This window comes from Burkholderia metallica (genome assembly GCF_001718555.1).
In the GTDB taxonomy this organism is placed as follows: domain Bacteria; phylum Pseudomonadota; class Gammaproteobacteria; order Burkholderiales; family Burkholderiaceae; genus Burkholderia; species Burkholderia metallica.
The window spans coordinates 3,262,074-3,283,519 of the sequence record NZ_CP013401.1 but is presented as its reverse complement, the minus strand read 5'-3'; the positions used below and the strand labels follow the sequence as shown (position 1 = coordinate 3,283,519).

The window sequence follows — 21,446 nt, the reverse complement described above, 5'->3', positions numbered from 1 at the left end:
CCCCCGCCGGCGAACCGGGCGGGGGCATGATCGGAGTGCTCGCGGCGCCGCGTCGATGCGCGGCGAATGGCCCGGCCGCACGAGGCGCCGGGCCGCGGGTCGTCAGTGCAGCACGACGGGCATCATCATCAGGCTGTCGAATTGTCCGAGGAATTCGTCGACTTCATCGAGCGACGGTTCATCCTCGATCAACTGCTTCACGTGCGCGCGGAATCGTTCGGCAAGTTCGCCGTCGATGAAGATTTCGCGCTGCGCGTTCTTGTCGACGATTTCGTATCCGCCGGCGTTCATCAGGTGGTGGCCGACCTGCGGCGCGAATTCGACGACGCAGTAGTTGGGGCTGTTGTAGATCATTTGCATGGCGGCACTCCTCTTCGCAGTGGCATCTGGCCTTATTGTCCCCTAGGTGGGGCAAGCCTTGCCGGTTTCAAGGGGCTTGCGCTGCACACCCCGTTCCCGTTCGCATGGGGTGTATCGGTTAGAAGCCGATATCTATGAAACGTTTCCTATTGTCGTTCGGTGGACGGAAATAGTTGTTAAAGAGTGTCATCGGCCATTTCACGAAAATCTGTAATCGGTCGAAATTGCCGAATCGCGTGCGTCCGGCCGCGCGTTCACTGTGTGACAGGCGATGTGACAGGCGACGACGCGGGCGGTGCGGCCGGGGTTGCCGGCGACTGCACGGCAGCCGGCGGCGCGGGTTGTGCGGGCTCCGCGGCGGGAACGGCCGATGCGGCGGGCGCCGGTGCGCCGGCGGGTGCATGCGCGGCGCCGGCGGATTCCGTGTCGGACGGCGCGCCCGGCGCCGCGAGCCGGCCGTGCCACAGCAGCTCGATCTGCGCGCCGTTCGGTTCGGTCTGCACGAGCCGCGCGGGCAGCCAGCCGAGCGACGGCGCAAGCCACATGTCGATGCGGCGCGTGTCGCCGTCGCGTCGCGGCAAGCGCATGAAGTGCCGCGCGCCGATGATGCCGGCCTGCGTCTGCACCTGCTCGTCGCCGATCACGGCGATCGGCCAGGTCTCGCCGCTGTTGTTGTCGATCACGAAGAACTGCTGCGTGACGCCCGGCTTGTACGCGGACGGATTGCCGCGCACGAGCCCAGACAACTGCATCAGCATGCTGAAGCGGTCCTGCACGCCGTCGGGCAGCGGCGCGTTGTTCGGCGTGCGCGTGAACACGACCTGCCGGATCTCGCGGTTGAAGATTGCGATGTCTTCCGGCCGCTTGCCGCGCTTCTCGACGTAGCGGTCGGGGGCGACGCCGAATGCGTCGATACGGCCCTCGCTGCGATAGGTGAACGGGCCGACGAACGGCACGGGCATCGACACCGACAGGTCGTAGGTGCGCCCGTCGGTGCGCCAGTGGATCGTGCCGATCATGTTCTGCATGCCGTTGTAGAACGTGTCGTACTGCAGGTCGCCGGACGGCGGCGCGGCGAACTTCACGCCATGCGTCGCGGGGCCCGGCGTCGCAGCACTGGCGGCGCCGGCGGCCGATGCGGCCTGCGCGCCCGACGCGCCCGGCACGCCGCTTGCCGTCGATGCGGCAGCGGGCGGCTCGCCGTGTTCGGCCGTCTGCGTCGACGTGAGGACCGGCTCGGGCGCCGGCTTCGGTGCGGCGGGTTTCGGGGCGGCCGGTGCGGGCGCGGCCGGCGGCTCGGCCGGCTTCGGCGCGGGCGGTGCGGGCTGGCGCTCGATCGGTTGCGGTTTCAGCAGCTCGATCTGCACGGGGACTTCGGCGGGCGCGGGCGGCGTGAACGCGTCGCGGTTGCGCATCAGCCAGAACCCGGCAAGCGCATGCAGCACCAGCACGACGACGAGCGCAATGCCCACGCGCAGCCAGCGGCGGGGCAAAGCGTGAGTCGGACGGAAGCGGGCAGGCTGCATGGGCATCGGAACAGGATCGGGGCGCTCGCGCGAGCTTGGGCGCGCGCCACAGGAATCGGACCGTCGGATGCGCCGCGCGTTCGCGCTGCGTGACGACGCGGGTGCCGGACGCGTCAGGCGTCGCGTGCGTCGGGACTATAGCCGAGTTCGTAGGACAGTTTTTGCGCGCATGCGCGCAGCGCGGTGTCGATCTCGCCGCCCCACGCGATGTCGAACGAGCCTTCCTGGCCGAGCGCGACGATCGCGAGCGCGAGTTCGCCGACCGCATCGAACACGGGCATGCAGAACGCATGGATCGTCGGCAGCAGCATCCCTTCGACCCGCGCGGCTTCGTGCCGGCGCACGTCGGCGAGCACCGCATCGACTTCGTCGAGCGTGCGCGGGCCGCCGTGGTGCGGCGAGCGGCGCGTATCGGCGAGTTCGCGCTCGATCATCGCGGCCGTCTTGCTGCGCGGCAGGTACGCGGCGAACAGCAGCCCCGTCGCGGAGCCGAGCAGCGGCATCACGTCGCCGAGCTTCAGCGACGCTTTCGCCGGGTGGCTCGATTCCATCCAGTGCACGATCGTCGGCCCCTGGTTGCCCCATACGGCGATGCCGACCGTCTGGTCGAGCCGGTCGCGGAATTCGGTCAGCGCGATCCGCGCGAGCTTCACGCCGTCGACGCGTGCAAGCCGCGCGAGCCCCATCTGCAGCGCGAAGCCGCCGAGTTCGTAGCGGCCCGACACCGGATCCTGCGACACCACGCCGAGCCGCGAGAAGCTGACCAGGTAACGGTGCGCCTTCGCAGGACTCATGCCCGCGCGCTGCGCGAGGTCGCGCAGCATCATCGCGCGCGGCTCGCTCGTCAGCACGTCGAGCAGGCGGAAGCCGACCTCGATCGACTGGATGCCGGAACGGACCTTCTCGCCGTGCTCGCCGGAAGCGGCGTCGTCGGTGTCGGAGTCGGCGAGATCGTCGTCGGGAAGCGGGCTGGCGGGCATGGGCAACGAATGGGCGAAAATGACGGGAATCGGCGAGAAAACGGCAGGCGCGATCGTCGCGCGCCGCATGGATTCACCATCGTAAAATAGATTCCCTCCATCGTCACTACAACGGCAGATTCCCCCTATGAAACTTGCTTCGCTGAAGGACGGCACGCGCGACGGCCAGCTGATCGTCGTGTCGCGCGACCTGCACACCGCGGCGATCGCCGACGCGATCGCGCCGACGCTGCAGCGCGTCCTCGACGACTGGGCGTTCTACGCGCCGCAGCTGCGCGACCTGTACGACGCGCTGAACCACGGCCGCGCGCGCAACGCATTCGCGTTCGATCCGGCCAACTGCATGGCGCCGCTGCCGCGCGCATTCCAGTGGGCCGACGGCTCGGCCTACGTGAACCACGTCGAGCTCGTGCGCCGCGCGCGCGGCGCGGAGATGCCGCCCGAATTCTGGACCGATCCGCTGATGTACCAGGGCGGCAGCGACGATTTCCTCGGAGCCCGCGACGACGTCGTGTGCCCGTCCGAGGAATGGGGCATCGATTTCGAGGCGGAAGTCGCGGTGATCACCGGCGACGTGCGGATGAGCGCGTCGCCCGACGAAGCGCTGAAGGCCGTGCGGCTCGTCACGCTCGTGAACGACGTGTCGCTGCGCAACCTGATTCCGGCGGAACTCGCGAAGGGCTTCGGCTTCTTCCAGAGCAAGCCGGCCACCGCCTTTGCGCCGGTTGCGGTGACGCCCGACGAGCTCGGCGACGAATGGCGCGAAGGCCGCGTGCACCGGCCGATGATCGTTCACTGGAACGGCAGGAAGGTCGGCCAGCCCGATGCGGGCACCGACATGGTGTTCCACTTCGGCCAGTTGATCGCGCACGCGGCGAAGACGCGCAACCTGCGTGCCGGCTCGATCGTCGGCTCCGGCACGGTGTCGAACAAGGACGCGAAGCGCGGCTACTGCTGCATCGCCGAGAAGCGCTGCCTCGAGACGATCGAGCACGGCGCGCCGCAGACCGAATTCATGCGCTATGGCGACACCGTGCGCATCGAGATGTTCGATGCGGCGGGCAAGTCGATCTTCGGTGCGATCGAGCAGTCGGTCGCGCCGCCCGACGGTGCGGCGTAAGTCGCGCGGAGCACCCAGCGCTCCGCCTGCGCGAAACCCGGGCCCGGCCCGCGCGCCGGGTTTCGCCTGATGTTTGCCCGCGCGGGCTTGGCTACACTCGATTCAAGGGTTCGAAAGCCTCGAGCAAGGAGCAGCACATGGCCAATCTCGCCGCGTACGGCGGTTACGAAGCACTGAAGGTGACGCGCCGCGACCATGGCGTGCTCGACATCGTGATGAGCGGCGAGGGCGCGAACCGCAGCGGCCTCGCGACCGCGAACGCGCGCATGCATCGCGAACTCGCCGACATCTGGCGCGACGTCGACCGCGATCCCGACACGCGCGTCGCGGTGATCCGCGGCGAAGGCAAGGGCTTTTCGGCGGGCGGCGATCTCGCGCTCGTCGAGGACATGGCGAACGATTTCGACGTGCGCGCCCGCGTGTGGCGCGAGGCGCGCGACCTCGTCTACAACGTGATCAACTGCGGCAAGCCGATCGTGTCGGCGATGCACGGGCCGGCCGTCGGCGCGGGGCTCGTCGCGGGGCTGCTCGCCGACATCTCGATCGCCGCGAAGGATGCGCGCATCATCGACGGCCATACGCGGCTCGGCGTCGCGGCCGGCGACCACGCGGCGATCGTGTGGCCGCTGCTGTGCGGGATGGCGAAGGCGAAGTACTACCTGATGCTGTGCGAGCCCGTGAGCGGCGAGGAGGCCGAGCGGATCGGCCTCGTCTCGCTCGCGGTCGAGCCGGCCGACTTGCTGCCGAAGGCATACGACGTGGCCGAGCGGCTCGCGCATGGCTCGCAGTCGGCGATTCGCTGGACCAAGTACGCGTTGAACAACTGGCTGCGCACGGCAGGCCCGACTTTCGATACGTCGCTTGCGCTCGAATTCATGGGCTTTGCCGGGCCCGACGTGCACGAAGGCATCCGTTCGCTGCGCGAGCGGCGGCCGCCCGAGTTTCCCGGCGACGCGCCGTTCTGACGCGCGCCGGCGCTATGATCGAACCACGGGCGGCGTGCGCGACGCAGCGCGGCCGCCTCGTTCTCGCCCAGTCAACCAGGATGTCCTTATGACGACCGATGCCCCCGGCTCCAACCCTTTCACCGGCTTTGCCGGTTTCAAGCCCGCCGACATGATGGACCGCATGTGGGACATGATGCGGATGTCGCCGTTCGGCGGGATGACGTCGTTTCCGGGCGCCACGCAAGGGCTGCCGCCGTCGCTGTCGAGCATGTCCGACATGATGGCGCCGCTCACGAGCGTCGAGGAACTCGACAAGCGGATCACCGATCTGCGCGCGGTCGAGCAGTGGCTGAAGCTCAATCTCGGGATGCTGCAGTCCGCGATCCAGGCGCTCGAAGTGCAGCGCGCGACGCTCGCGACGCTGCGGGCGTTCGGCGCGTTCGCGCAGAGCTCGATGTCGGCGGCCGAGGAAGCGGCCGTCGCGGCGGCGCAGGCGGCGAAACACGCGTCGGCGTCGCCGGACGCCGCGCCGCAGCCGGATGCCGACGCGTCGGCGTCCGCCGAGCAGGGGGCGGGTGACGCCGCGCAGCAGGCGTTCGATCCGGCCGGCTGGTGGAACCTGCTGCAGACGCAGTTCAACCAGCTGGCGAGCCTCGCGATGGCGCAGCCGGGCATGCAGCCCGCCGCGCCGGGCGATGCGCCGCCGGACGCGGCCGCTGCGCCGGAGCCGGCCGCGAAGCCGGCGCCGGCCGCCGCCGCGCCGCGCAAGCCGGCCGCGAAGCGCGCGAAGTCGACCGGCGCGGCAGGTGCGACCGGCGCGGCCGGTTCCGCCGCGGCGCGCGCGGCGGCCGCTTCGTCGCCCGAAACGCGTCCGCCGAAGCGCTCGACGTGACGCGGCGCGGGTAGCAGGTCGATCATGCGGCTCGCGCTCGTTCTGATGGGGGGCGGCGCCCGTGCCGCCTACCAGGTCGGCGTGCTGAAGGCGCTGGCCGAGATCGCGCGCGAAGCCGATCCGCAGCGGCACACGCTGCCGTTCGCGGTCGTGTGCGGCTCGTCGGCCGGCGCGATCAACGCGACGTCGATCGCGAGCCACGCGGACGACTTTTCCCACGGCGTGCGGCGCCTGCTCGAATTCTGGGAGCCGCTGCGCGCCGACTACGTATATCGCACCGACTGGCTCGGCGTCGCGGCCGCCGGCGCGCGCTGGCTCGCGACGATGACCTTCGGCTGGGCGTCGCGCCGCTCGCCGCGCGGGCTGCTCGACAACACGCCGCTCGCGCACCTGCTGCAGCGCGAGCTGAGTTTCCACCGGATCGAACAGATGCTCGAGGCGCGGCTGCTGCACGCGCTCGCGGTGACGGCGCTCAGCTATTCGAGCGGGCGGCACCTCACGTTCTACCAGGCCGCCGAACCGATTCAGGCCTGGCGGCGCGCGCAGCGCACCGCGCGGCTCGTCGACCTGTCGGCGTCGCACCTGCTCGCGTCGTCGGCGATTCCGTTCGTGTTCCCGGCCGTGCCGCTCGTGCTCGACGGCCAGATCGAATATTTCGGCGACGGGTCGATCCGGCAGATCGCGCCGTTGTCGCCGGCCATCCACTTCGGTGCGCACCGGATCGTCGTGGTCGGCGCGGCGGACCCGCGGCCCGAGGTTCCGGCCGCGAACGGCGCCGGGCGGGTGCGCGGCTACCCGACGCTCGCGCAGATCGGCCAGCAGGTGCTCGCGAGCGTGTTCCTCGACTCGATCGGCTCGGACATCGAGCGCATCGAGCACATCAACCGGATGATCGAACACCTGCCGCACCAGGTCGAGGTGGACAGCGGCTGGCGGCACGTCGACGTGCTCGCGATCGCGCCGTCCGAGCGCATCGAGCTGATCGCCGCGAAGCACCTGAAGCAGATGCCGGCGACGATGCGCGGGCTGCTCGGCGCGATCGGCGGCAGCCAGCCGGCCGGCGCGTCGTTCGCGAGCTACCTGCTGTTCGAGGAGGCGTTCACGCGCGAGCTGATCGAGCTTGGCTACCGCGACGGGCGCGCGCAGCGCGACACGCTGGCGGGCTGGATCGCGCGGGCGGACGGCGGCAGCGTGCCGGCCGCCGGCATGCCGCCGGAAGACGGCCTCGCGACCGGCGAAATACGGGTCTGATGCGTTCGGGGCATTGTAAGGTTGCGTTTTCGCGACGGTGGCCCGCGACCGATCGCCGCACCGCGGTTGGCGGAGCGTGACCGGGCCGGCGTCTCGGAACCGTCATGGACGCGTGCTATCATGGCCGCCGCCGTATACACCATATCGAGCAGCCCGCCGATCCGGCATCCGCACGGGACCTTTCGGGGAACCCGCCTGGGGCAGGGGACGGGCGCGCCAACGAGCCGGCCAGCGCCGGCCCCCCACTCAGGCAAGCGCGGCCGGCTCCGTCGGAACGGAGCGGGGTTGCGCCATGCCCAACGGCGGCGACGCGGCCGCCCGGCTGCCGGACGAGGAATCCCCGTCCGGTGGGCCGGTTTCCCGCGTAAAATTAGAGTCTTGGCTGCAAAAAGTGCGCTCGGCGTGCTTGCGCGGCAACAGTCACGTTTTAGAGAAGTCGCATTGCGCAGAACAGGGGTGGGACCATCATGAACACGATGCTTTATCCGGAACTTTACAGATCGCTCGAAGCTGTCCGTTGGGACATGGAGAAGGACATTCCGTGGGACAAGTTCGACGCTTCGCTGCTCACCGACGAGCAGGCGAAGACGATCAAGATGAACGCGATCACCGAGTGGTCGGCGTTGCCCGCGACGGAAATGTTCCTGCGCGACAACCAGCACGACAGCGACTTTTCCGCGTTCATGAGCGTGTGGTTCTTCGAAGAGCAGAAGCATTCGCTCGTGCTGATGGAATACCTGCGCCGCTTCAAGCCGGAAATGGTGCCGACCGAAGAGGAACTGCACGCGGTGCGCTTTCAGTTCGACCCGGCGCCGCCGCTCGAAACGCTGATGCTGCACTTCTGCGGCGAAATCCGCCTGAACCACTGGTACCGCTGCGCGGCCGACTGGCACACCGAGCCGGTCATCAAGCAGATCTACGAAACGATCTCGCGCGATGAAGCGCGCCACGGCGGCGCTTACCTGCGCTACATGAAGAAGGCGCTGAACAACTGCGGCGACGTCGCGCGTGCGGCGTTCGCGAAGATCGGCGTGCTGATGGCGTCGGCGCGCCGCACCGAGAAGCCGCTGCACCCGACCAACCTGCACGTGAACCAGGCGCTGTTCCCGCGCGACACCGTGCAGTCGCGCCTGCCCGATCCGGAGTGGCTCGAGCGCTGGCTCGACGAGCAGATCCGCTTCGACGGCGAGTGGGAAAAGAAGGTCGTCGAACGTATCCTGCACAACCTGTCGATCCTGTTCGAGCGCACGTTCGCGACCGCGCAGGAACTGAACCGCTACCGCAAGGAAGTGACCAGCCGCCTGCAGGCCGAAAGCGGCCCGTCGTCGGCCGCCCAGCCGGCCTGAAGCCGGTCTCGGCTGGCGCCGCAGCCTGCGCATCGCGCCGGCCGCAGCGCCGGCCCGGTCCGCTTCGCATCCGATGCATGAAGCCCGCCGGCCGGTCCGGCGGGCTTTTTATCTGGCGCCGCCGCACGCTGTACGTCCCGTGCGCCGCGTGTGCCGTTGCCCATTCCGTCCGATCGCCATCATGTCCGCTACCTTCGAACGCAAGCTGATCACCCGTGATGCCCTCGTCGCGCTGCGCGCGTCGCTGCCGTCGCCCGTCGTGTTTACCAACGGCGTATTCGACATCCTGCATCGCGGCCACGTCACGTATCTCGCCGACGCGAAAGCGCTCGGCGCATGCCTGATTGTCGGCGTGAACAGCGACGCGTCGGTACGCATGCTCGGCAAGGGCGACGACCGGCCGATCAATCGCGAGGAAGACCGCGCGGCGCTGCTCGCGGCGCTGGAAAGCGTCGACTGGGTCGTGACGTTCGGGGAAAAGACGCCCGTGTCGCTGATCGAGGCCGTGCGGCCGGACATTCTCGTGAAGGGCGGCGACTACGACATGGATGCGTTGCCGGAATCGGCGCTGGTGCGCGGCTGGGGCGGCCGCGCGCTGGCGATTCCGTTCGAGCACGATCGCTCGACCACCGCGTTACTGAAGAAGGTGCGCGCGCAGCAGTCCTGAGCGCGACCCGGCGCCGTCAGGGCGCCGATGCTGCGAGCGGTTCGGCCGCGACGGCCGGCGGCGCGATCGGGCCGCCGATGACGGGCTGGTCGGTGGCCTGCGCGAGCGGCGTCACGCGCAGCGCATCGGGCCGCACCTGTCGTGCCAGCACGCCGGGTTCGCGCGGGCCGGCCGCCGGCAGCGGCCCGAACACGCCACGCGCCACCACGAACGCAAGCAGGTTGGCGAGAAAGAGAACAGCGATCAGCCAGCGCAGCATCGTCGACACTCCTCGTCGTCATTGACGTGATTTACGTCATTCAATCGGGCCGGCCGCATCGCCGGCTGTTTCATTGCTTCCGTCGACCGTGCGGGCTGCCGTCGTGGCGCCGCCCGTCTTTCACCGTCAGCGTGATGCGGGCCGGCGCCTTTTTCGTCAACCCTGCGCCTCCGTGGCCGCCGCTTGCGCGGCGATCAGCGCGAGCCCGGACAGGATCAGCGCATCGTGCCGCGTGTGCGGGACCGTCAGCGCACGCGCGACGTCGTCCGCCGCGCCGCCGGCCAGCACGAGCCGCACGGGCGCCTGCCACGCATCGCCGAGATCGCGCCACGCGCGCTCGATCAGCCCGGCCTGCGCATACAGGCAGCCGGCCGACAGCGAGCGCGGCGTATCGACCTGGAACGGTTCGGCCTGCGCGCCCGCGAGCAGGCCGCTCGCCATGTCGGTGGTCAGCGTCGGCAACTGCGCGGTGTGCGTGCCGAGCGCGCGCATCATCAGCGCCCAGCCCGGCGCGATCAGCCCGCCCGTGAAGCGGCCCTCCGCGCGCAGCGCCTCGAGCGTCGTCGCGGTGCCGAACGTCGCGATCAGCAGATGCTCGCCCGGAAACGCCGCGTGCGCGCCGATCAGGCCGGCCCAGCGGTCGCTGCCGAGCTGGTCGGGCGTCGTATAGCCGTTCGTTACACCGCATTGGGTCTGACGCGAGCGTATCGTCGTGCGCGGCAGGCCCGGCCAGCGCGCGTCGAGCAGCGCGTCGAGCCGGGCGGCCACGTCGGCGCCCGCGACGTTCGAGATCCACGCACCGCGCGGGCGCGGCAGGCTCGACCAGTCGGGATCGGCGCCGCCGTCGCGCGTGTGGCCGAACGCGCCCGTTTCGACGAGCGTGCGCCGCGCATCGGCGAGCGCCCACTTGATCCGGCTGTTGCCGGCGTCGATCAGCAGGTACGGCTCGTTCATTGCGCTTCGCGCAGCGATACGTCGCCGGCCGCGATCGCCTGCACGCCGTCCGGCGTGTCGAGCAGCAACTGGCCGGTCGCGTCGATGCCCGTCGCGATGCCGCGCACGCGTTCGACGCCCTGTTCGAGCAGCACGACTTCACGGCCTGCGAACGCATGCAGCGCATGCCAGCGCGGCACGAACGGCGCGAGCCCTGCGGCGCCGAACTGCGCGAGCGCGGGTGTGAGCGCGTTCAGCGATGCGGCGAGCGTGTCGGTGAGGTTGGCCGATGCGCATGCGATCGACAGCGCGGCGGGCGGCAGCCCGGTCGCGAGCGTCGCGTCGCGCGCGCGCAGCGCGTCGACCTGCGCGGCGACGGCTTCCGCGCCGCGCACGTTGATGCCGAAGCCGATCACGACGGCGGTGGCGTCGGCGGTAGTCCAGACGGTTTCGATCAGGATCCCGGCGAGCTTGCCGACGATGCGCGGCGAGCCGTCTTCGGTGGCCGTCAGCAGCAGGTCGTTCGGCCATTTGAGCGCGACGCGCGAGCGGGCGTCGAGCGGCAGCGTGGCCAGCCCTTCGGCGAGCGCGACGCCGATCGCGATGCTCAGGCCGCCGAGCGCGTCGACGGGGCGCGGCACGATGCAGCCGACCGAGCAGAGCAGCGCGTTGCCGGGCTGCGCGAACCACGGGCGGCCTTGCCGGCCGCGCCCGGCCGTCTGTTCGAACGCGACGCGCACGAGCGGCGCGGGCAGCGCGTTCGCGTTGCGCGGCAGCGCCTTGAGCCGGGCGGCGACGTCGGCGTTGGTCGAGCCGGTGGCGGCGACGATGTCGAGCGGCCAAGTACGCGGCGTGGCGTCCAGGTGCGCGTCGAGCCGGCTGCGCGCGATGTGCGCGTCGCCGGAATCGGGTGTGTCGGAGGAGGTGGGGGCGTTCATGTCGCGTATTGTAGCGACAGGGGGCGGGGGGGCGCTCTGGGCGACGCGTGCGATATGCAGGGCGGCGCGCTGCCGCCTGCAAGCGAACGGCGGGCGGCGCGCCGTCGCGCGGCTCAGTGCCTTTCCATCCGCTCCAGCGCCTTGATGTCCTCCTCGGACGTCATTTCGCAGGCCAGCAGCGTCTTGCCCTTCAGCGCCGGGCCTTGGCGGGCCGACACGAGGATCAGCGCACCGCCCGGGCCACGGACCGTCAGCCGGCGCGAATAGCCGACGGACGATGCGCCCAGCAGGTGGCCCTTCTCGAGAGTGAGCTGGTAGCGTTTCGCGAGCTGGTCGGCGACCTCGCCGTCCACGAGCACGCCGATCCCGGTACTGACGAACACAACGTGCTGCGTCGTGAAGCCGTCGCGGTGGATTGGCTCCGGCAGGCGATAGACCGCGGCGCCCAGCATCGACTCGTCCGGTTTCGGATCGGCCGCCTTGGCGGTGTTGTAGATCGAGTCCATCAGGTCCGACGTGAACGGCGGCTTGCAAAGCGCGGCGTCGAAGATGTCGGGTTGGGCGGGCGGCGCAGCGAGTGCGGCAAGCGGAGTGGCGGCAATGGCAATGGCGACGGCGCCGACGGCCGTGGCACCCAGCTTGGAAAGGCGATGGGACATGGTTGCAGTTCTCTCAGGTTTTATTGTGAGGCTGCATGGTAATGCATTGCCGCGAGTCGAACGCTCGACGGGGAGCGGCCGGAAGGCAGCAATGGTGCCGGCGCACGCTCGCGCCCCGCGATCGATTCCGTTGCCGGGTGATCGATGCGCGCGGCGTCGGGGCATGCGCGTCATGCAGCCGGTGTGATGCCGGTCCGCGCCGCGTGCTCGTGCGTGCGGGAGACCTGTTACGGCGCGACGACCGGATGCTTCAACGCATGCGCGGTCTCGATCCACTGCGCGTGGAATTCGTCCGCGTCGGGCTTGAGCCCGAGTTCGCCGTTGCGATAGGCCATCGCGAGCGTCTGTACGGCTTCCGGCAGCTCGTGCTCGGCGGCGCGGCGATACAGCGCCAGCGCGCGCGCCTCGTCGCGCGGCACGCCGCTGCCTTCGCGGTACGCGTTCGCGAGCATGAAGTCCGCGGCCGGAATGTCCGCGCGCGACGCGATCTCGAACCAGTGCGCGGCCTGCATCGGATCGGCGGCGATGCCATAGCCGCTGCGATAGATCAGCCCGAGGTAATACGCGGCGGCCGGGTCGCCCTGCGCGGCCGCTTCGCCGAGCAGCGTACGGGCGCGTGCATAGTCCTTCGGCATGTCGCTGCTGCCGAGCAGCAACGCCTTGCCGAGCGCGAGCTGCGCACGCCGGGCGGCCGGCGCGTCGGCCTGGCTGTCCGCCGTCGCGGCCGTTTCCAGCCAGCCGCGCCCCTCGTCGCGCAGCCCCGGTTCGCGGGCATCGACGAGCGCGATGCCGAGCGCCGCCTGCGCGGCGCCCGAGCCGCGGCGCGCGAGCGTGCGCAATTGCGCGAGCGCATGCGGCTCGGTCGCCTGCGTGACCATCGCCTGCCACTCGTCGAGCTGCGCGGCGCTCGGCGCGGGGCCGGCGCCGCGCAGGCCTGCCGCCGCGACGACGGCCGCGACCGTCACGGCCGCCGCCGCAAGCAGCGCGGCCGGCGGGAGTTTTGCGCGCAGCAGGCGCCGCGCGGCAGCGGCGGCGCCGCTTTCGGCCGGCCGCATCGTCCGGATCGGTTGCATCGCGTGTTTCATTGCGTGAGGTCGATTTCGTAGGTGGCGAGGTTCTTGCCCGAGCCGTCGTCGGCCGCGACCTGCGTGATGCCGGTCAGGCCGGCCGCCGCCGCGTCGCCGAGGCGGTTCGGCGCGGACGCGAACTGCACGTGCGCGACCGAGCTCGCGAGCTTCGTGAAGCGCCAGCTGCGCTGCGCGCCGTCGGCCGCGCGCGTGATCGCCCCGCGCTTCTTGATGAATGCGATCAGCACGTCGCGGTTCGCATCGGGCGACGCGAAGATCGTCTTGCTGCCGTCGAGCCCCGGGAAGTTGCCGCCGCCGCTCGCCCGGTAATTGTTGGTCGCGACGATGAACTGCGCGTTCGGATCGATCGCCGCGCCCTTGTACGTCAGGTTCCTGATGCGGCTGCCCACCGGCTGCGTGACGTCGATTTCATACGCGAGATCGGCCGACGTGAACATGTCGAAGTTGTAGCCGGGGAACGTGCTGACGAGCGGCTGCACGGTCGCCTTGGTCGGGTCGATCCGGTTGAAGCGCTTCGCGGCCGTCTCGAGCCAGTTCTTCACGTCGGCGCCGCTCACCTTCACCGCGTACACGGTGTTCGGGTACAGGTACAGGTCGGCCGCGTTGTTGATCGCGAGCGCGCCCGGCGCGACGTCGGTGTAGTCGGTGCCGCCGCCGAAGCCGCTCTTGAACGGCGCGCTGACCGACAGCACCGGCAGCGACGCGTATTGCGGCAGGTTCGCCTGCATGTAGGTCTTCACGTAGTCGGCCTGCGCTTCGTTGACGATCTGGATCGCGCCCGGATCGCCGACATCCGCGAAGTACGAGTTCATCCGGTAGTCGGTCGAGCCGATCGGCGTCTTCACGTAGTCGATCGTCGCCTGGTGCTCGGCGGCGATCGCGGCGGACACGGAAGGATCGGCGGCGACGTAGCTCTTGTCGGCGTTCTGGATCGGCCGCGCCTCGACGGTCGTCTGCGACTTGTCGACGCTCCACGTCTTGCCGTCGAACTTCAGGCCGAGCTTGATCACGCCGAGGTGCTTGCCCCAGTAGTTGGCCATCACGGTCGGCACGCCGTTGACGATGCCCTTGACCTTGTCGACGCCCGGCAGGTTGAACTGCGACACGGTGCTGTTCGCGTCCGGGAACACCTGGTGCGAGTGGCCGATCAGCATCGCGTCGATGCCGGGCACCTTCGACAGCCACCAGCTGCCGTTCTCCATCGTCGGCGAATACGCGGAATTGTCGAGGCCGCCGTGCGAGATCGCGACGACGAGATCGGCGCCCTTCGCGCGCATTTCGGGAATGTATTTCTCCGCGGCTTCCTTCAGGCCGGTCGTGTAGACCTTGCCGTCGAGCCAGCGCTTGTCCCAGTTCATGATCGCGGGCGGCGTGAAGCCGATGATGCCGATCTTCACGGGCGCGCTGACCGTCTTGCCGTCCGGCGTCGTCGCCGTCACGGTGCGCGTGAGGATCGTGTACGGCGTGAACAGCGGCGCGTTGGTCTTCGCGCTGATCACGTTCGCGAGCACCTGCGGGAAGTTCGGGCCCGCGCACTTCTTCTGCTGGGCCGGCGCCGGCAGGCCGTCGACCTCGAACGTGTTGCCGGTCACCTGCGACAGGTACGGCAGCCCGTAGTTGAATTCATGGTTGCCGATCCCGCCGCCGTCGAATTTCGCGGCGTTCATCACCTTGTAGATCGCGAGCGTCTGGTCGCAGCCGACCGGCTTCACGAGCGCCTGGTAGTCCGACAGCGCGGTGCCCTGGATCGTGTCGCCGTTGTCGAGCAGCAGCGTGTTCGGGTACTGCGCGCGCGCCTGCGCGATCAGCGTCGACACGCGCTCGAAGCCGAGCGAATTGTCGGCGGCGAGCTTGAAGTAGTCGTACGACAGCACGTTGGTGTGCAGGTCGGTCGTCTCGAGCAGCGCGAGCGTGGCCGTCGTGCCGACCGGGGCCTGGGCCGCCGGCGGCGTCACCGGCGGCGACGTGACGTCGTCGCCGCCGCACGCGGCGAGGATGAAGGCGAGGCTGGCGAGCGCGGCGAGGGCCGGCACGCGACGGCGGGAAAGCAGCGGGAAACGCATCGGTTGTCCTGTTCGGTGTTCTGTTTATTGAAATGCGAGGTCGCGACGAATGGCGGCGCGGGGCGCCGACGGCCTGATGTGCGGCGCGTGAGAGTATCGAAAGGAAACGTGACGGAAGAATGAAAGGCGGCGAAACCGGCAACGGGCAACGGGGCGGCGGGTTTCGGGCGAAGCCGGGGCGGGCGCGCCGGCCCGGCGTCACGGCCGTGCGACCCCGGCCCGGCGCCCCGCGGAAATCCTCACGTCGCGTGGGCGGGCGGTTCGCTACAATGGCCGCTGTCACCTTTTTGCAAACAACCTGCCCGTGGACTTCGAGACTCCTCCCGGCCTGTCGGTCGACGCCGGCGGCCAGGGCCAGACGGTGCGCCTGTACGGCCAGTGGACCGCCATCGCGCTCGCGCGCAATCGCGGCGCGGTCGCGCGCCGTGTCGCGAGCGTCGCGTCTGCCCGCGTGAGCGAATGGGATCTGTCCGGCATCGAGCGGCTCGACCACGTCGGCGGCCAGGCGCTGTGGCGCGTGTGGGGCCGCAAGCTGCCGGCAGGCGTCGCGCTGAGCGCCACGCAGCGCACGATCTTCGAGCGTATCGAGCGGCTCGACAGCCAGCGCGAGGCGCCCGAGCGCGTGGTGCGCGTCGATCCCGTCACGCGGCTCGGCCAGGCGATCTTCCGGTTCGGCGAACACCTGCAGGGCGGCATCGCGCTGTTCGGTCTCGTGATCCTCGATGCGCTGTCGGTGCTGCGCCGCCCGCGGACGATGCCGTGGAAGGAAACCTCGGCGAACATCTACAGCGCCGGCGCGCAGGCGCTGCCGATCACCGCGCTCGTCGCGTTCCTGATCGGCATCGTGCTCAGCTACCTGTCCGCGCAGCAGCTGCAGATGTTCGGCGCGAACCGCTACATCGTGAACATCCTCGGGCTGTCGGTGATCCGCGAGCTCGGCCCGGTGCTGTCGGCGATTCTCGTCGCGGGCCGCTCGGGCTCGGCGATCACCGCGCAGATCGGCGTGATGCGCGTGACCGAGGAGCTCGACGCGATGCGCGTGATGGGCATTCCGCACGGGCTGCGGCTGATCCTGCCGCGCGTGCTCGCACTCGGCGTCGCGATGCCGCTGCTCGTGATGTGGACCAACATCATCGCGCTGACGGGCGGCGCGCTCGCCGCGAAGCTGGTGCTCGGGATCGACGTCAACTATTTCGTGCGCTCGCTGCCGGGCGTCGTGCCGATCGCGAACCTGTACATCGGCGTCGGCAAGGGCGTCGTGTTCGGCATGCTGATCGCGCTGGTCGCCTGCCATTTCGGCTTCCGGATCAAGGCGAACTCGCAAAGCCTCGGCGAAGGCACGACCACGTCGGTCGTCACGTCGATCACGGTCGTGATCCTCGCCGACGCGGTGTTCGCGATCCTGTTCCAGAACGTGGGGCTCGGATGAACGCTTCGAACGAAACGACCGCGCATGCCGCGGCCGTCGGCGCCCGGCCGGCCGATACCGACGACCTCGTGATCGAGGTGCGCAACCTGACCAAGCGCTACGGGCGCAACATCATTCACCAGAAGCTCGACTTCGACGTGCGGCGCGGCGAGATCGTGTCGATCGTCGGCGGCTCGGGCTCCGGCAAGACCACGCTCGTGCGGCAGATCCTCGGGCTGGAACGGCCGACCTCGGGCACGATCAAGGTGTTCGGCGACGATACCTCGACGATCGACGACGCCACCGCGCGGCTGATGCGCACGCGCTCGGGGATGCTGTTCCAGCAGGGCGCGCTGTTCTCGTCGATGACGGTGTTCGACAACGTCGCGCAGCCGCTGCGCGAGCTCGGCCGCGTGCCGCCGGATCTGCTGCACGACATCGTGATGCTGAAGCTCGAGATGGTCGGGCTGCCGTGCAAGCACGCGTCGAAGATGCCGGCCGCGCTGTCGGGCGGGATGGTGAAGCGGGTCGGCATCGCGCGCGCGATCGCGCTCGAGCCCGAGCTGCTGTTCCTCGACGAGCCGACGGCCGGCCTCGATCCGCAGGCGTCGGACGAATTCGTCGAGCTGATCGCGACGCTGCACCGCACGCTCGGGCTGACCGTCGTGATGGTGACGCACGACCTCGACACGATGGTCGCGCTGTCGACGCGCGTCGCGGTGCTGGCCGACCGCAAGGTGCTGGTCGCGGCGCCCGTCGAGGAAGCCGCGAACGTCGACCATCCGTTCATCCACGAATATTTCCTGGGGCTGCGCGGGCGTCGCGCATTGCAGGCGCTGCCGCCCGAGCGGCGCGCGAAGCTGCCGAAGGCGGCCCTCGAACCGACGCTGTCGAGCGTCGAGCTGTAACAGGCAAGGACAAGGAACCCTCTGATGGAAAACAAATCACATGCGTTCTGGGCCGGCCTGTTCACGATCGCGCTGACGCTCGCGATCGCGGGCACCGTGTTCTGGTTCAACGTCGACCGCACCGTGCGCGTGCCGTACGACCTGCTCGCGCGCACCAATGTGACGGGGCTGTTTCCCGATGCGGCCGTGCGCTTTCGCGGCCTCGACGTCGGCAAGGTGCAGTCGATCGGCTTCGACCGCGCGCATCCGGGCCAGATCCGGATCCGCATTCTCGTCGACCACGACGCGCCGATCACGCAGTCGACCTACGGCAGTCTCGGCTTCCAGGGCGTGACGGGCATCGCGTTCGTGCAGCTCGAGGACACGGGCCGCGACCTGGCGCCGCTGCCGTCGTCGGCAAAGGCGATCGCGCAGATTCCGATGCGCCCGAGCCTGTTCGACCAGATCCAGGAGCGCGGCGACGTGCTGCTGCGGCAGCTCGAACTGGCGGCGAAGAGCGCGAACGCGCTGATGTCGCCCGAGATGCGCGAGCAGTTGCGCGCGACCGCCGAAAGCCTGCAGCACGCGGCCGACGGCGCCGCGACGCTGACGAAGCAGCTCGGGCCGGCGGTCACCGCGCTGCCGGAAACGATGCACGAGGTGAATCGCGCGATGGCGTCGGCGAACACGCTGATGCAGCCGAACGGGCCGCTCGTGTCGAATCTGAACAAGGCCGGCACGGCCGCCGAGCAGGTCGGCGTCACGCTGAACGCGCTCAACGCGCGCGTGCAGTACGACACGCTGCCGCGCTTCAACGCGCTGGCCGACAGCGTCGGCGACGCGTCGCGGCAATTGAAGGACGTGGCCGGTGAACTCGGCCGCAATCCGCGCAGTCTGTTGTTCGGTTCGCCCGGCGCGGCGCCGGGGCCCGGCGAAGCGGGCTTCGTCTGGCCGGGTGCGACGGCCGGGAAGTGACACACGGCAGCAGCCATCGATCGTCCGGCCGGAAGCGGCCGGCCATGACGTCAATCGAAACCGCAAACATCATGCAGGAACACGCCATGCCACGAATCCTTGACCGCGCGGTGCGTCCGGCGGCGTCCGCAGTTGCCGTGCTGACGCTTGCGCTGGCGGCCGGCTGCGCCGGCAACAGCGCGGTGCTGTCGAACGTCCGCTACGACCTCGGGCCCACGTCGTCGGTGGTGACGGCCGGTTCGGGCCCCGCGCTGAAGGTGCTCGACGTCGCTGCGCCCGAGGCGCTCGATTCCGACAAGTTCGCGTACCGCCTCGCGTACGCGGATGCGCAGCACGTGGCCGTCTATCGCGACAGCCGCTGGACCGCGCCGCCCGCGCAACTGCTCACGCAGCGGCTGCGCGGCGCGCTGTCGTCGCGCGGCGCGGTGCTCGACGGCTCCGACGGCGTGCGCGCGCCGACGCTCAAGGTCGACCTGAGCGAATTCGAACAGGTGTTCGACGGCGAGTCGCAGAGCCACGGCGCCGTCACCGCGCGCGCGACGCTGACGCAGGACGGCAAGGTGCTCGGCCAGCGCACGTTCGTCGCGCGGGCGCCGTCGAGCACGCCCGACGCGGCGGGCGGCGCCCGTGCCCTCGCGGCGGCGAGCGACGAGCTGGTGTCGCAGATCGCCGCGTGGGCCGGCATGCAGGCATACGCGGGCACGCCGTGACGCGTGCCGCGCAGCCGCGATGAGCGCGACCGGCACGCCTCGCGCATCGCCGCTCGCGCGGCAGGCCTGTGCCGCTTACGCGGCGCTCATCGTCTACGCGTCGCTGTATCCGTTCCACGGCTGGATGTCGCTCGGCATCGGGCCGTTCGACTACCTGTTCGCGCCGATGCAGCGCTACGTGACCGCGTTCGACGTGGTCACGAACGTGCTCGGCTATCTGCCGTTCGGCGCGCTCGCCGTGCTCGCGCTGCACCCGCGCCGGCGCGGCGTGGCCGCGACGCTGATCGCGGCCGGGCTCGGCGTGCTGCTGTCGGGCACGATGGAAGCGCTGCAGACGTACCTGCCGACGCGTGTCGCGTCGAATCTCGATCTCGGCGCCAATGCGCTCGGCGCACTGCTGGGCGCGGCGCTCGCCGCGCCGGCCACCGGTGCGCTGCTCGATCGCGGGGCGCTGCGCCGGCTGCGCTTCGCGTGGTTCGAGGACGACGGCGCCACCGCGCTGCTGCTCGCCGGGCTGTGGCCGTTCGCGATCCTGTTTCCGTCGCCGTTCCTGTTCGGCATCGGCGACTGGCCGGCCGCGTTGTGGGAGCGTGCCGACGCGTCGATGCAGGAAGCGCTGCTCGCGTGGCTGCCGGCTGCGTGGCAGGCGGGCGAATGGCCCGAGCGCGTCGACGGCTGGCTGTCCGATTCCGGGTGGGAGGCCGCCCTCGGCGGGCTGATGCTGTTCGCCGCGCTGACGATCGCGTCGCTCGCGATGCGGCCGCGCGCGCCGCGGGTCCGGCTCCTGATCGCGCTCGTCGTCGCGACGCTCGTGCTGAAGGCGGGGGCGACGTTCATGCAGTCGGCCACCGGCCTCGTGGTCGTGTGGGCGACGCCCGGCGCGCGGCTCGGCATCGAGCTCGGCTTCGCGGCCGCGCTCGTCGCGCTGCGCGTGCCGGCGACCTGGCGCGCGATGCTCGCGGCGCTCGCGCTGCTGGCCGGCGTGGCGCTCGTGAACCTGCTGCCCGTCAATCCGTTCTTCGACTTCACGCTGTCGGGCTGGCGGCAGGGCCGCTACGTGCATTTCAACAGCCTCGCGCGCTGGCTCGCGTGGATCTGGCCCTACGCGGCGCTGATCTGGCTCGGCCAGCGCGTCGAGCACGCATGGCTGCCGGTCGCTCGGCGGCGCTGACACGGCAGCTTGGGCGCCGCGGCGGCGGCCGTATCGCGGGCAGCCGCGTGCGCCGCTCGCTATAATCGTCCGCATCCTCCGTTGCCGCCCAGCGCAACGGCAATCCATCGCCCCTCTTTCCGCACGGTCTCGCGCCGGGCCGCTCGTCATCATGGATTCCTACTACCAGCACCACGTCTTCTTCTGCCTGAACCAGCGCGACCCGGGCGCCGAACGCCCAAGCTGCGCGCAATGCGACGCGCAGACCATGCAGGAATACGCGAAAAAGCGCGTGAAGGAGCTCGGCCTCGCGGGGCCGGGCAAGGTTCGCATCAACAAGGCCGGCTGCCTCGATCGCTGCGAGGAAGGGCCGGTGATGGTCGTGTATCCGGAAGGCACGTGGTACACGTACGTCGACCAGGCCGACATCGACGAGATCGTCGAATCGCATCTGCGCGACGGCAAGGTCGTCGACCGCCTGAAGATCTGAGCGGGCCGGCCGAATGAACGTTCACACGCAGAAATCGCTGATCGCGGGCCCGGTCGGGCAGATCGAAATCGCGGTCGACCTGCCCGACGCCGTGCGCGAAGGCGGCGCGGCGCCGCGCGGCATCGCGCTCGTCGCGCATCCGCATCCGCTGTTCGGCGGCACGATGGACAACAAGGTCGCGCAGACGCTGGCGCGCACGCTCGTGCAACTGAACTACGTCGTGTTCCGGTCGAACTTCCGCGGTGTCGGCGCGACCGAGGGCGTGCACGACAACGGCACCGGCGAGGCCGACGACCTGCTCGCGGTGCTCGCGCACATGCGCGCGCAGCCCGCGTATGCGGACCTGCCGCTCGTGCTCGCGGGCTTCTCGTTCGGCACGTTCGTGCTGTCGCACGTCGCGAAGCGGTTGCGCGACGCGGGCGAGACGATCGAGCGGATGGTGTTCGTCGGCACGGCCGCGAGCCGCTGGCAAGTGGCCGACGTGCCCGAGAACACGCTCGTGATCCACGGCGAAACCGACGACACGGTGCCGATCGCTTCCGTGTACGACTGGGCGCGGCCGCAGGAGCTGCCGGTCGTCGTGATCCCCGGCGCCGAGCATTTCCTGCATCGCAAGCTGCATGTGCTCAAGCGCATCATCGTCGACGCGTGGCGCTAGCCGGCGCGCGGGTGCCGGCAGGGCGCCCGCGGCCCGCGCGTTGCGTCGCCCGCACGCCGCCCTTCCGGCATGCGCCGAAAGCACACGTCGCCCGCGCGACATCGCGCCGCAGCGTGCGGCGCCCCCCACTTCCACCTCG

General features: G+C 70.1%; 22 protein-coding genes. 13 read left to right on the top strand and 9 right to left on the bottom strand.

All coding sequences use genetic code 11. The features are described from left to right. Positions 1–102 precede the first annotated feature (102 nt). From WJ16_RS14845 to WJ16_RS14835, 3 genes are all read right to left on the bottom strand, one after another. Positions 103–360 carry a BTH_I0359 family protein gene (locus WJ16_RS14845; protein WP_069257692.1) on the bottom strand — a complete coding sequence of 86 codons (258 nt, stop codon included), beginning with the start codon at positions 358–360 and terminating at the stop codon, positions 103–105. Positions 361–614: 254 nt separating this feature from the next. Continuing rightward, positions 615–1,892 carry a DUF3108 domain-containing protein gene (locus tag WJ16_RS14840; RefSeq protein ID WP_069257691.1) on the bottom strand — a complete coding sequence of 426 codons (1,278 nt, stop codon included), beginning with the start codon at positions 1,890–1,892 and terminating at the stop codon, positions 615–617. A gap of 107 nt (positions 1,893–1,999) precedes the next feature. Further along, the gene (locus WJ16_RS14835; protein WP_069258084.1) at positions 2,000–2,866 is read right to left on the bottom strand and encodes an IclR family transcriptional regulator; all 867 of its coding nucleotides are present in this window, start codon (positions 2,864–2,866) and stop codon (positions 2,000–2,002) included. Positions 2,867–2,993: 127 nt separating this feature from the next. Between WJ16_RS14835 and WJ16_RS14830 the strand changes: the two genes are divergently transcribed. The 6 genes from WJ16_RS14830 to rfaE2 all read left to right on the top strand — a co-directional run bounded on the left by WJ16_RS14830 (position 2,994) and on the right by rfaE2 (position 9,089). After that, positions 2,994–3,986: a fumarylacetoacetate hydrolase family protein gene (locus WJ16_RS14830; protein ID WP_059619630.1), complete on the top strand. Its 993-nt coding sequence runs from the start codon at positions 2,994–2,996 to the stop codon at positions 3,984–3,986. Between the two features lie 137 nt (positions 3,987–4,123). Next, entirely contained in the window at positions 4,124–4,951 is an 828-nt protein-coding gene (locus WJ16_RS14825; protein ID WP_069257690.1) for an enoyl-CoA hydratase/isomerase family protein, read from the top strand. An 88-nt stretch (positions 4,952–5,039) separates the two neighbouring features. Continuing rightward, the gene (locus tag WJ16_RS14820) at positions 5,040–5,825 is read left to right on the top strand and encodes a PhaM family polyhydroxyalkanoate granule multifunctional regulatory protein (protein ID WP_069257689.1); all 786 of its coding nucleotides are present in this window, start codon (positions 5,040–5,042) and stop codon (positions 5,823–5,825) included. Positions 5,826–5,849: 24 nt separating this feature from the next. Continuing rightward, complete coding sequence (locus WJ16_RS14815; RefSeq protein WP_069257688.1) at positions 5,850–7,076, top strand: patatin-like phospholipase family protein; 1,227 nt, start codon at positions 5,850–5,852, stop codon at positions 7,074–7,076. 467 nt (positions 7,077–7,543) lie between these two features. Continuing rightward, on the top strand, positions 7,544–8,422 hold the full coding sequence (locus WJ16_RS14810; protein WP_034208501.1) for a ferritin family protein: 879 nt from the start codon (positions 7,544–7,546) through the stop codon (positions 8,420–8,422). A gap of 181 nt (positions 8,423–8,603) precedes the next feature. Next, positions 8,604–9,089 (top strand): D-glycero-beta-D-manno-heptose 1-phosphate adenylyltransferase, encoded by a 486-nt coding sequence (rfaE2, locus tag WJ16_RS14805; protein ID WP_012329309.1) that lies wholly within the window; start codon positions 8,604–8,606, stop codon positions 9,087–9,089. Positions 9,090–9,105: 16 nt separating this feature from the next. Here rfaE2 and WJ16_RS14800 read toward each other — a convergent pair whose 3' ends face one another. From WJ16_RS14800 to WJ16_RS14775, 6 genes are all read right to left on the bottom strand, one after another. Next, positions 9,106–9,348, bottom strand: coding sequence for a hypothetical protein (locus WJ16_RS14800; RefSeq protein WP_069258083.1), 243 nt, complete (start codon positions 9,346–9,348; stop codon positions 9,106–9,108). Between the two features lie 156 nt (positions 9,349–9,504). Next, positions 9,505–10,302 carry a type III pantothenate kinase gene (locus WJ16_RS14795; protein WP_069257687.1) on the bottom strand — a complete coding sequence of 266 codons (798 nt, stop codon included), beginning with the start codon at positions 10,300–10,302 and terminating at the stop codon, positions 9,505–9,507. Then, positions 10,299–11,219: a biotin--[acetyl-CoA-carboxylase] ligase gene (locus WJ16_RS14790; RefSeq protein WP_069257686.1), complete on the bottom strand. Its 921-nt coding sequence runs from the start codon at positions 11,217–11,219 to the stop codon at positions 10,299–10,301. Before WJ16_RS14790 ends, WJ16_RS14795 begins: the two co-directional genes overlap by 4 nt. Before the next feature lie 113 nt (positions 11,220–11,332). Continuing rightward, positions 11,333–11,878, bottom strand: coding sequence for a hypothetical protein (locus tag WJ16_RS14785; protein ID WP_069257685.1), 546 nt, complete (start codon positions 11,876–11,878; stop codon positions 11,333–11,335). Between the two features lie 227 nt (positions 11,879–12,105). Next, positions 12,106–12,951, bottom strand: coding sequence for a tetratricopeptide repeat protein (locus WJ16_RS14780; protein ID WP_069258082.1), 846 nt, complete (start codon positions 12,949–12,951; stop codon positions 12,106–12,108). 8 nt (positions 12,952–12,959) lie between these two features. Continuing rightward, positions 12,960–15,029, bottom strand: a complete 2,070-nt coding sequence (locus WJ16_RS14775; RefSeq protein WP_069257684.1) for a bifunctional 2',3'-cyclic-nucleotide 2'-phosphodiesterase/3'-nucleotidase — start codon at positions 15,027–15,029, stop codon at positions 12,960–12,962. A gap of 304 nt (positions 15,030–15,333) precedes the next feature. Between WJ16_RS14775 and WJ16_RS14770 the strand changes: the two genes are divergently transcribed. The 7 genes from WJ16_RS14770 to WJ16_RS14740 all read left to right on the top strand — a co-directional run bounded on the left by WJ16_RS14770 (position 15,334) and on the right by WJ16_RS14740 (position 21,307). Beyond that, positions 15,334–16,458, top strand: a complete 1,125-nt coding sequence (locus tag WJ16_RS14770; protein ID WP_069257683.1) for an MlaE family ABC transporter permease — start codon at positions 15,334–15,336, stop codon at positions 16,456–16,458. Continuing rightward, entirely contained in the window at positions 16,455–17,345 is an 891-nt protein-coding gene (locus tag WJ16_RS14765) for an ABC transporter ATP-binding protein (RefSeq protein WP_069257682.1), read from the top strand. Before WJ16_RS14770 ends, WJ16_RS14765 begins: the two co-directional genes overlap by 4 nt. Before the next feature lie 24 nt (positions 17,346–17,369). After that, on the top strand, positions 17,370–18,299 hold the full coding sequence (locus WJ16_RS14760) for an MlaD family protein (RefSeq protein ID WP_069257681.1): 930 nt from the start codon (positions 17,370–17,372) through the stop codon (positions 18,297–18,299). 71 nt (positions 18,300–18,370) lie between these two features. Beyond that, a complete protein-coding gene (locus tag WJ16_RS14755) occupies positions 18,371–19,009 on the top strand; it encodes an ABC-type transport auxiliary lipoprotein family protein (protein ID WP_418219854.1) in 639 nt (212 codons plus the stop codon). 19 nt (positions 19,010–19,028) lie between these two features. Continuing rightward, positions 19,029–20,180, top strand: coding sequence for a VanZ family protein (locus tag WJ16_RS14750; protein ID WP_069257680.1), 1,152 nt, complete (start codon positions 19,029–19,031; stop codon positions 20,178–20,180). 151 nt (positions 20,181–20,331) lie between these two features. After that, a complete protein-coding gene (locus tag WJ16_RS14745) occupies positions 20,332–20,649 on the top strand; it encodes a (2Fe-2S) ferredoxin domain-containing protein (RefSeq protein WP_006485233.1) in 318 nt (105 codons plus the stop codon). A 13-nt stretch (positions 20,650–20,662) separates the two neighbouring features. Then, complete coding sequence (locus tag WJ16_RS14740; protein ID WP_021157030.1) at positions 20,663–21,307, top strand: alpha/beta hydrolase; 645 nt, start codon at positions 20,663–20,665, stop codon at positions 21,305–21,307. Positions 21,308–21,446: the final 139 nt, after the last annotated feature.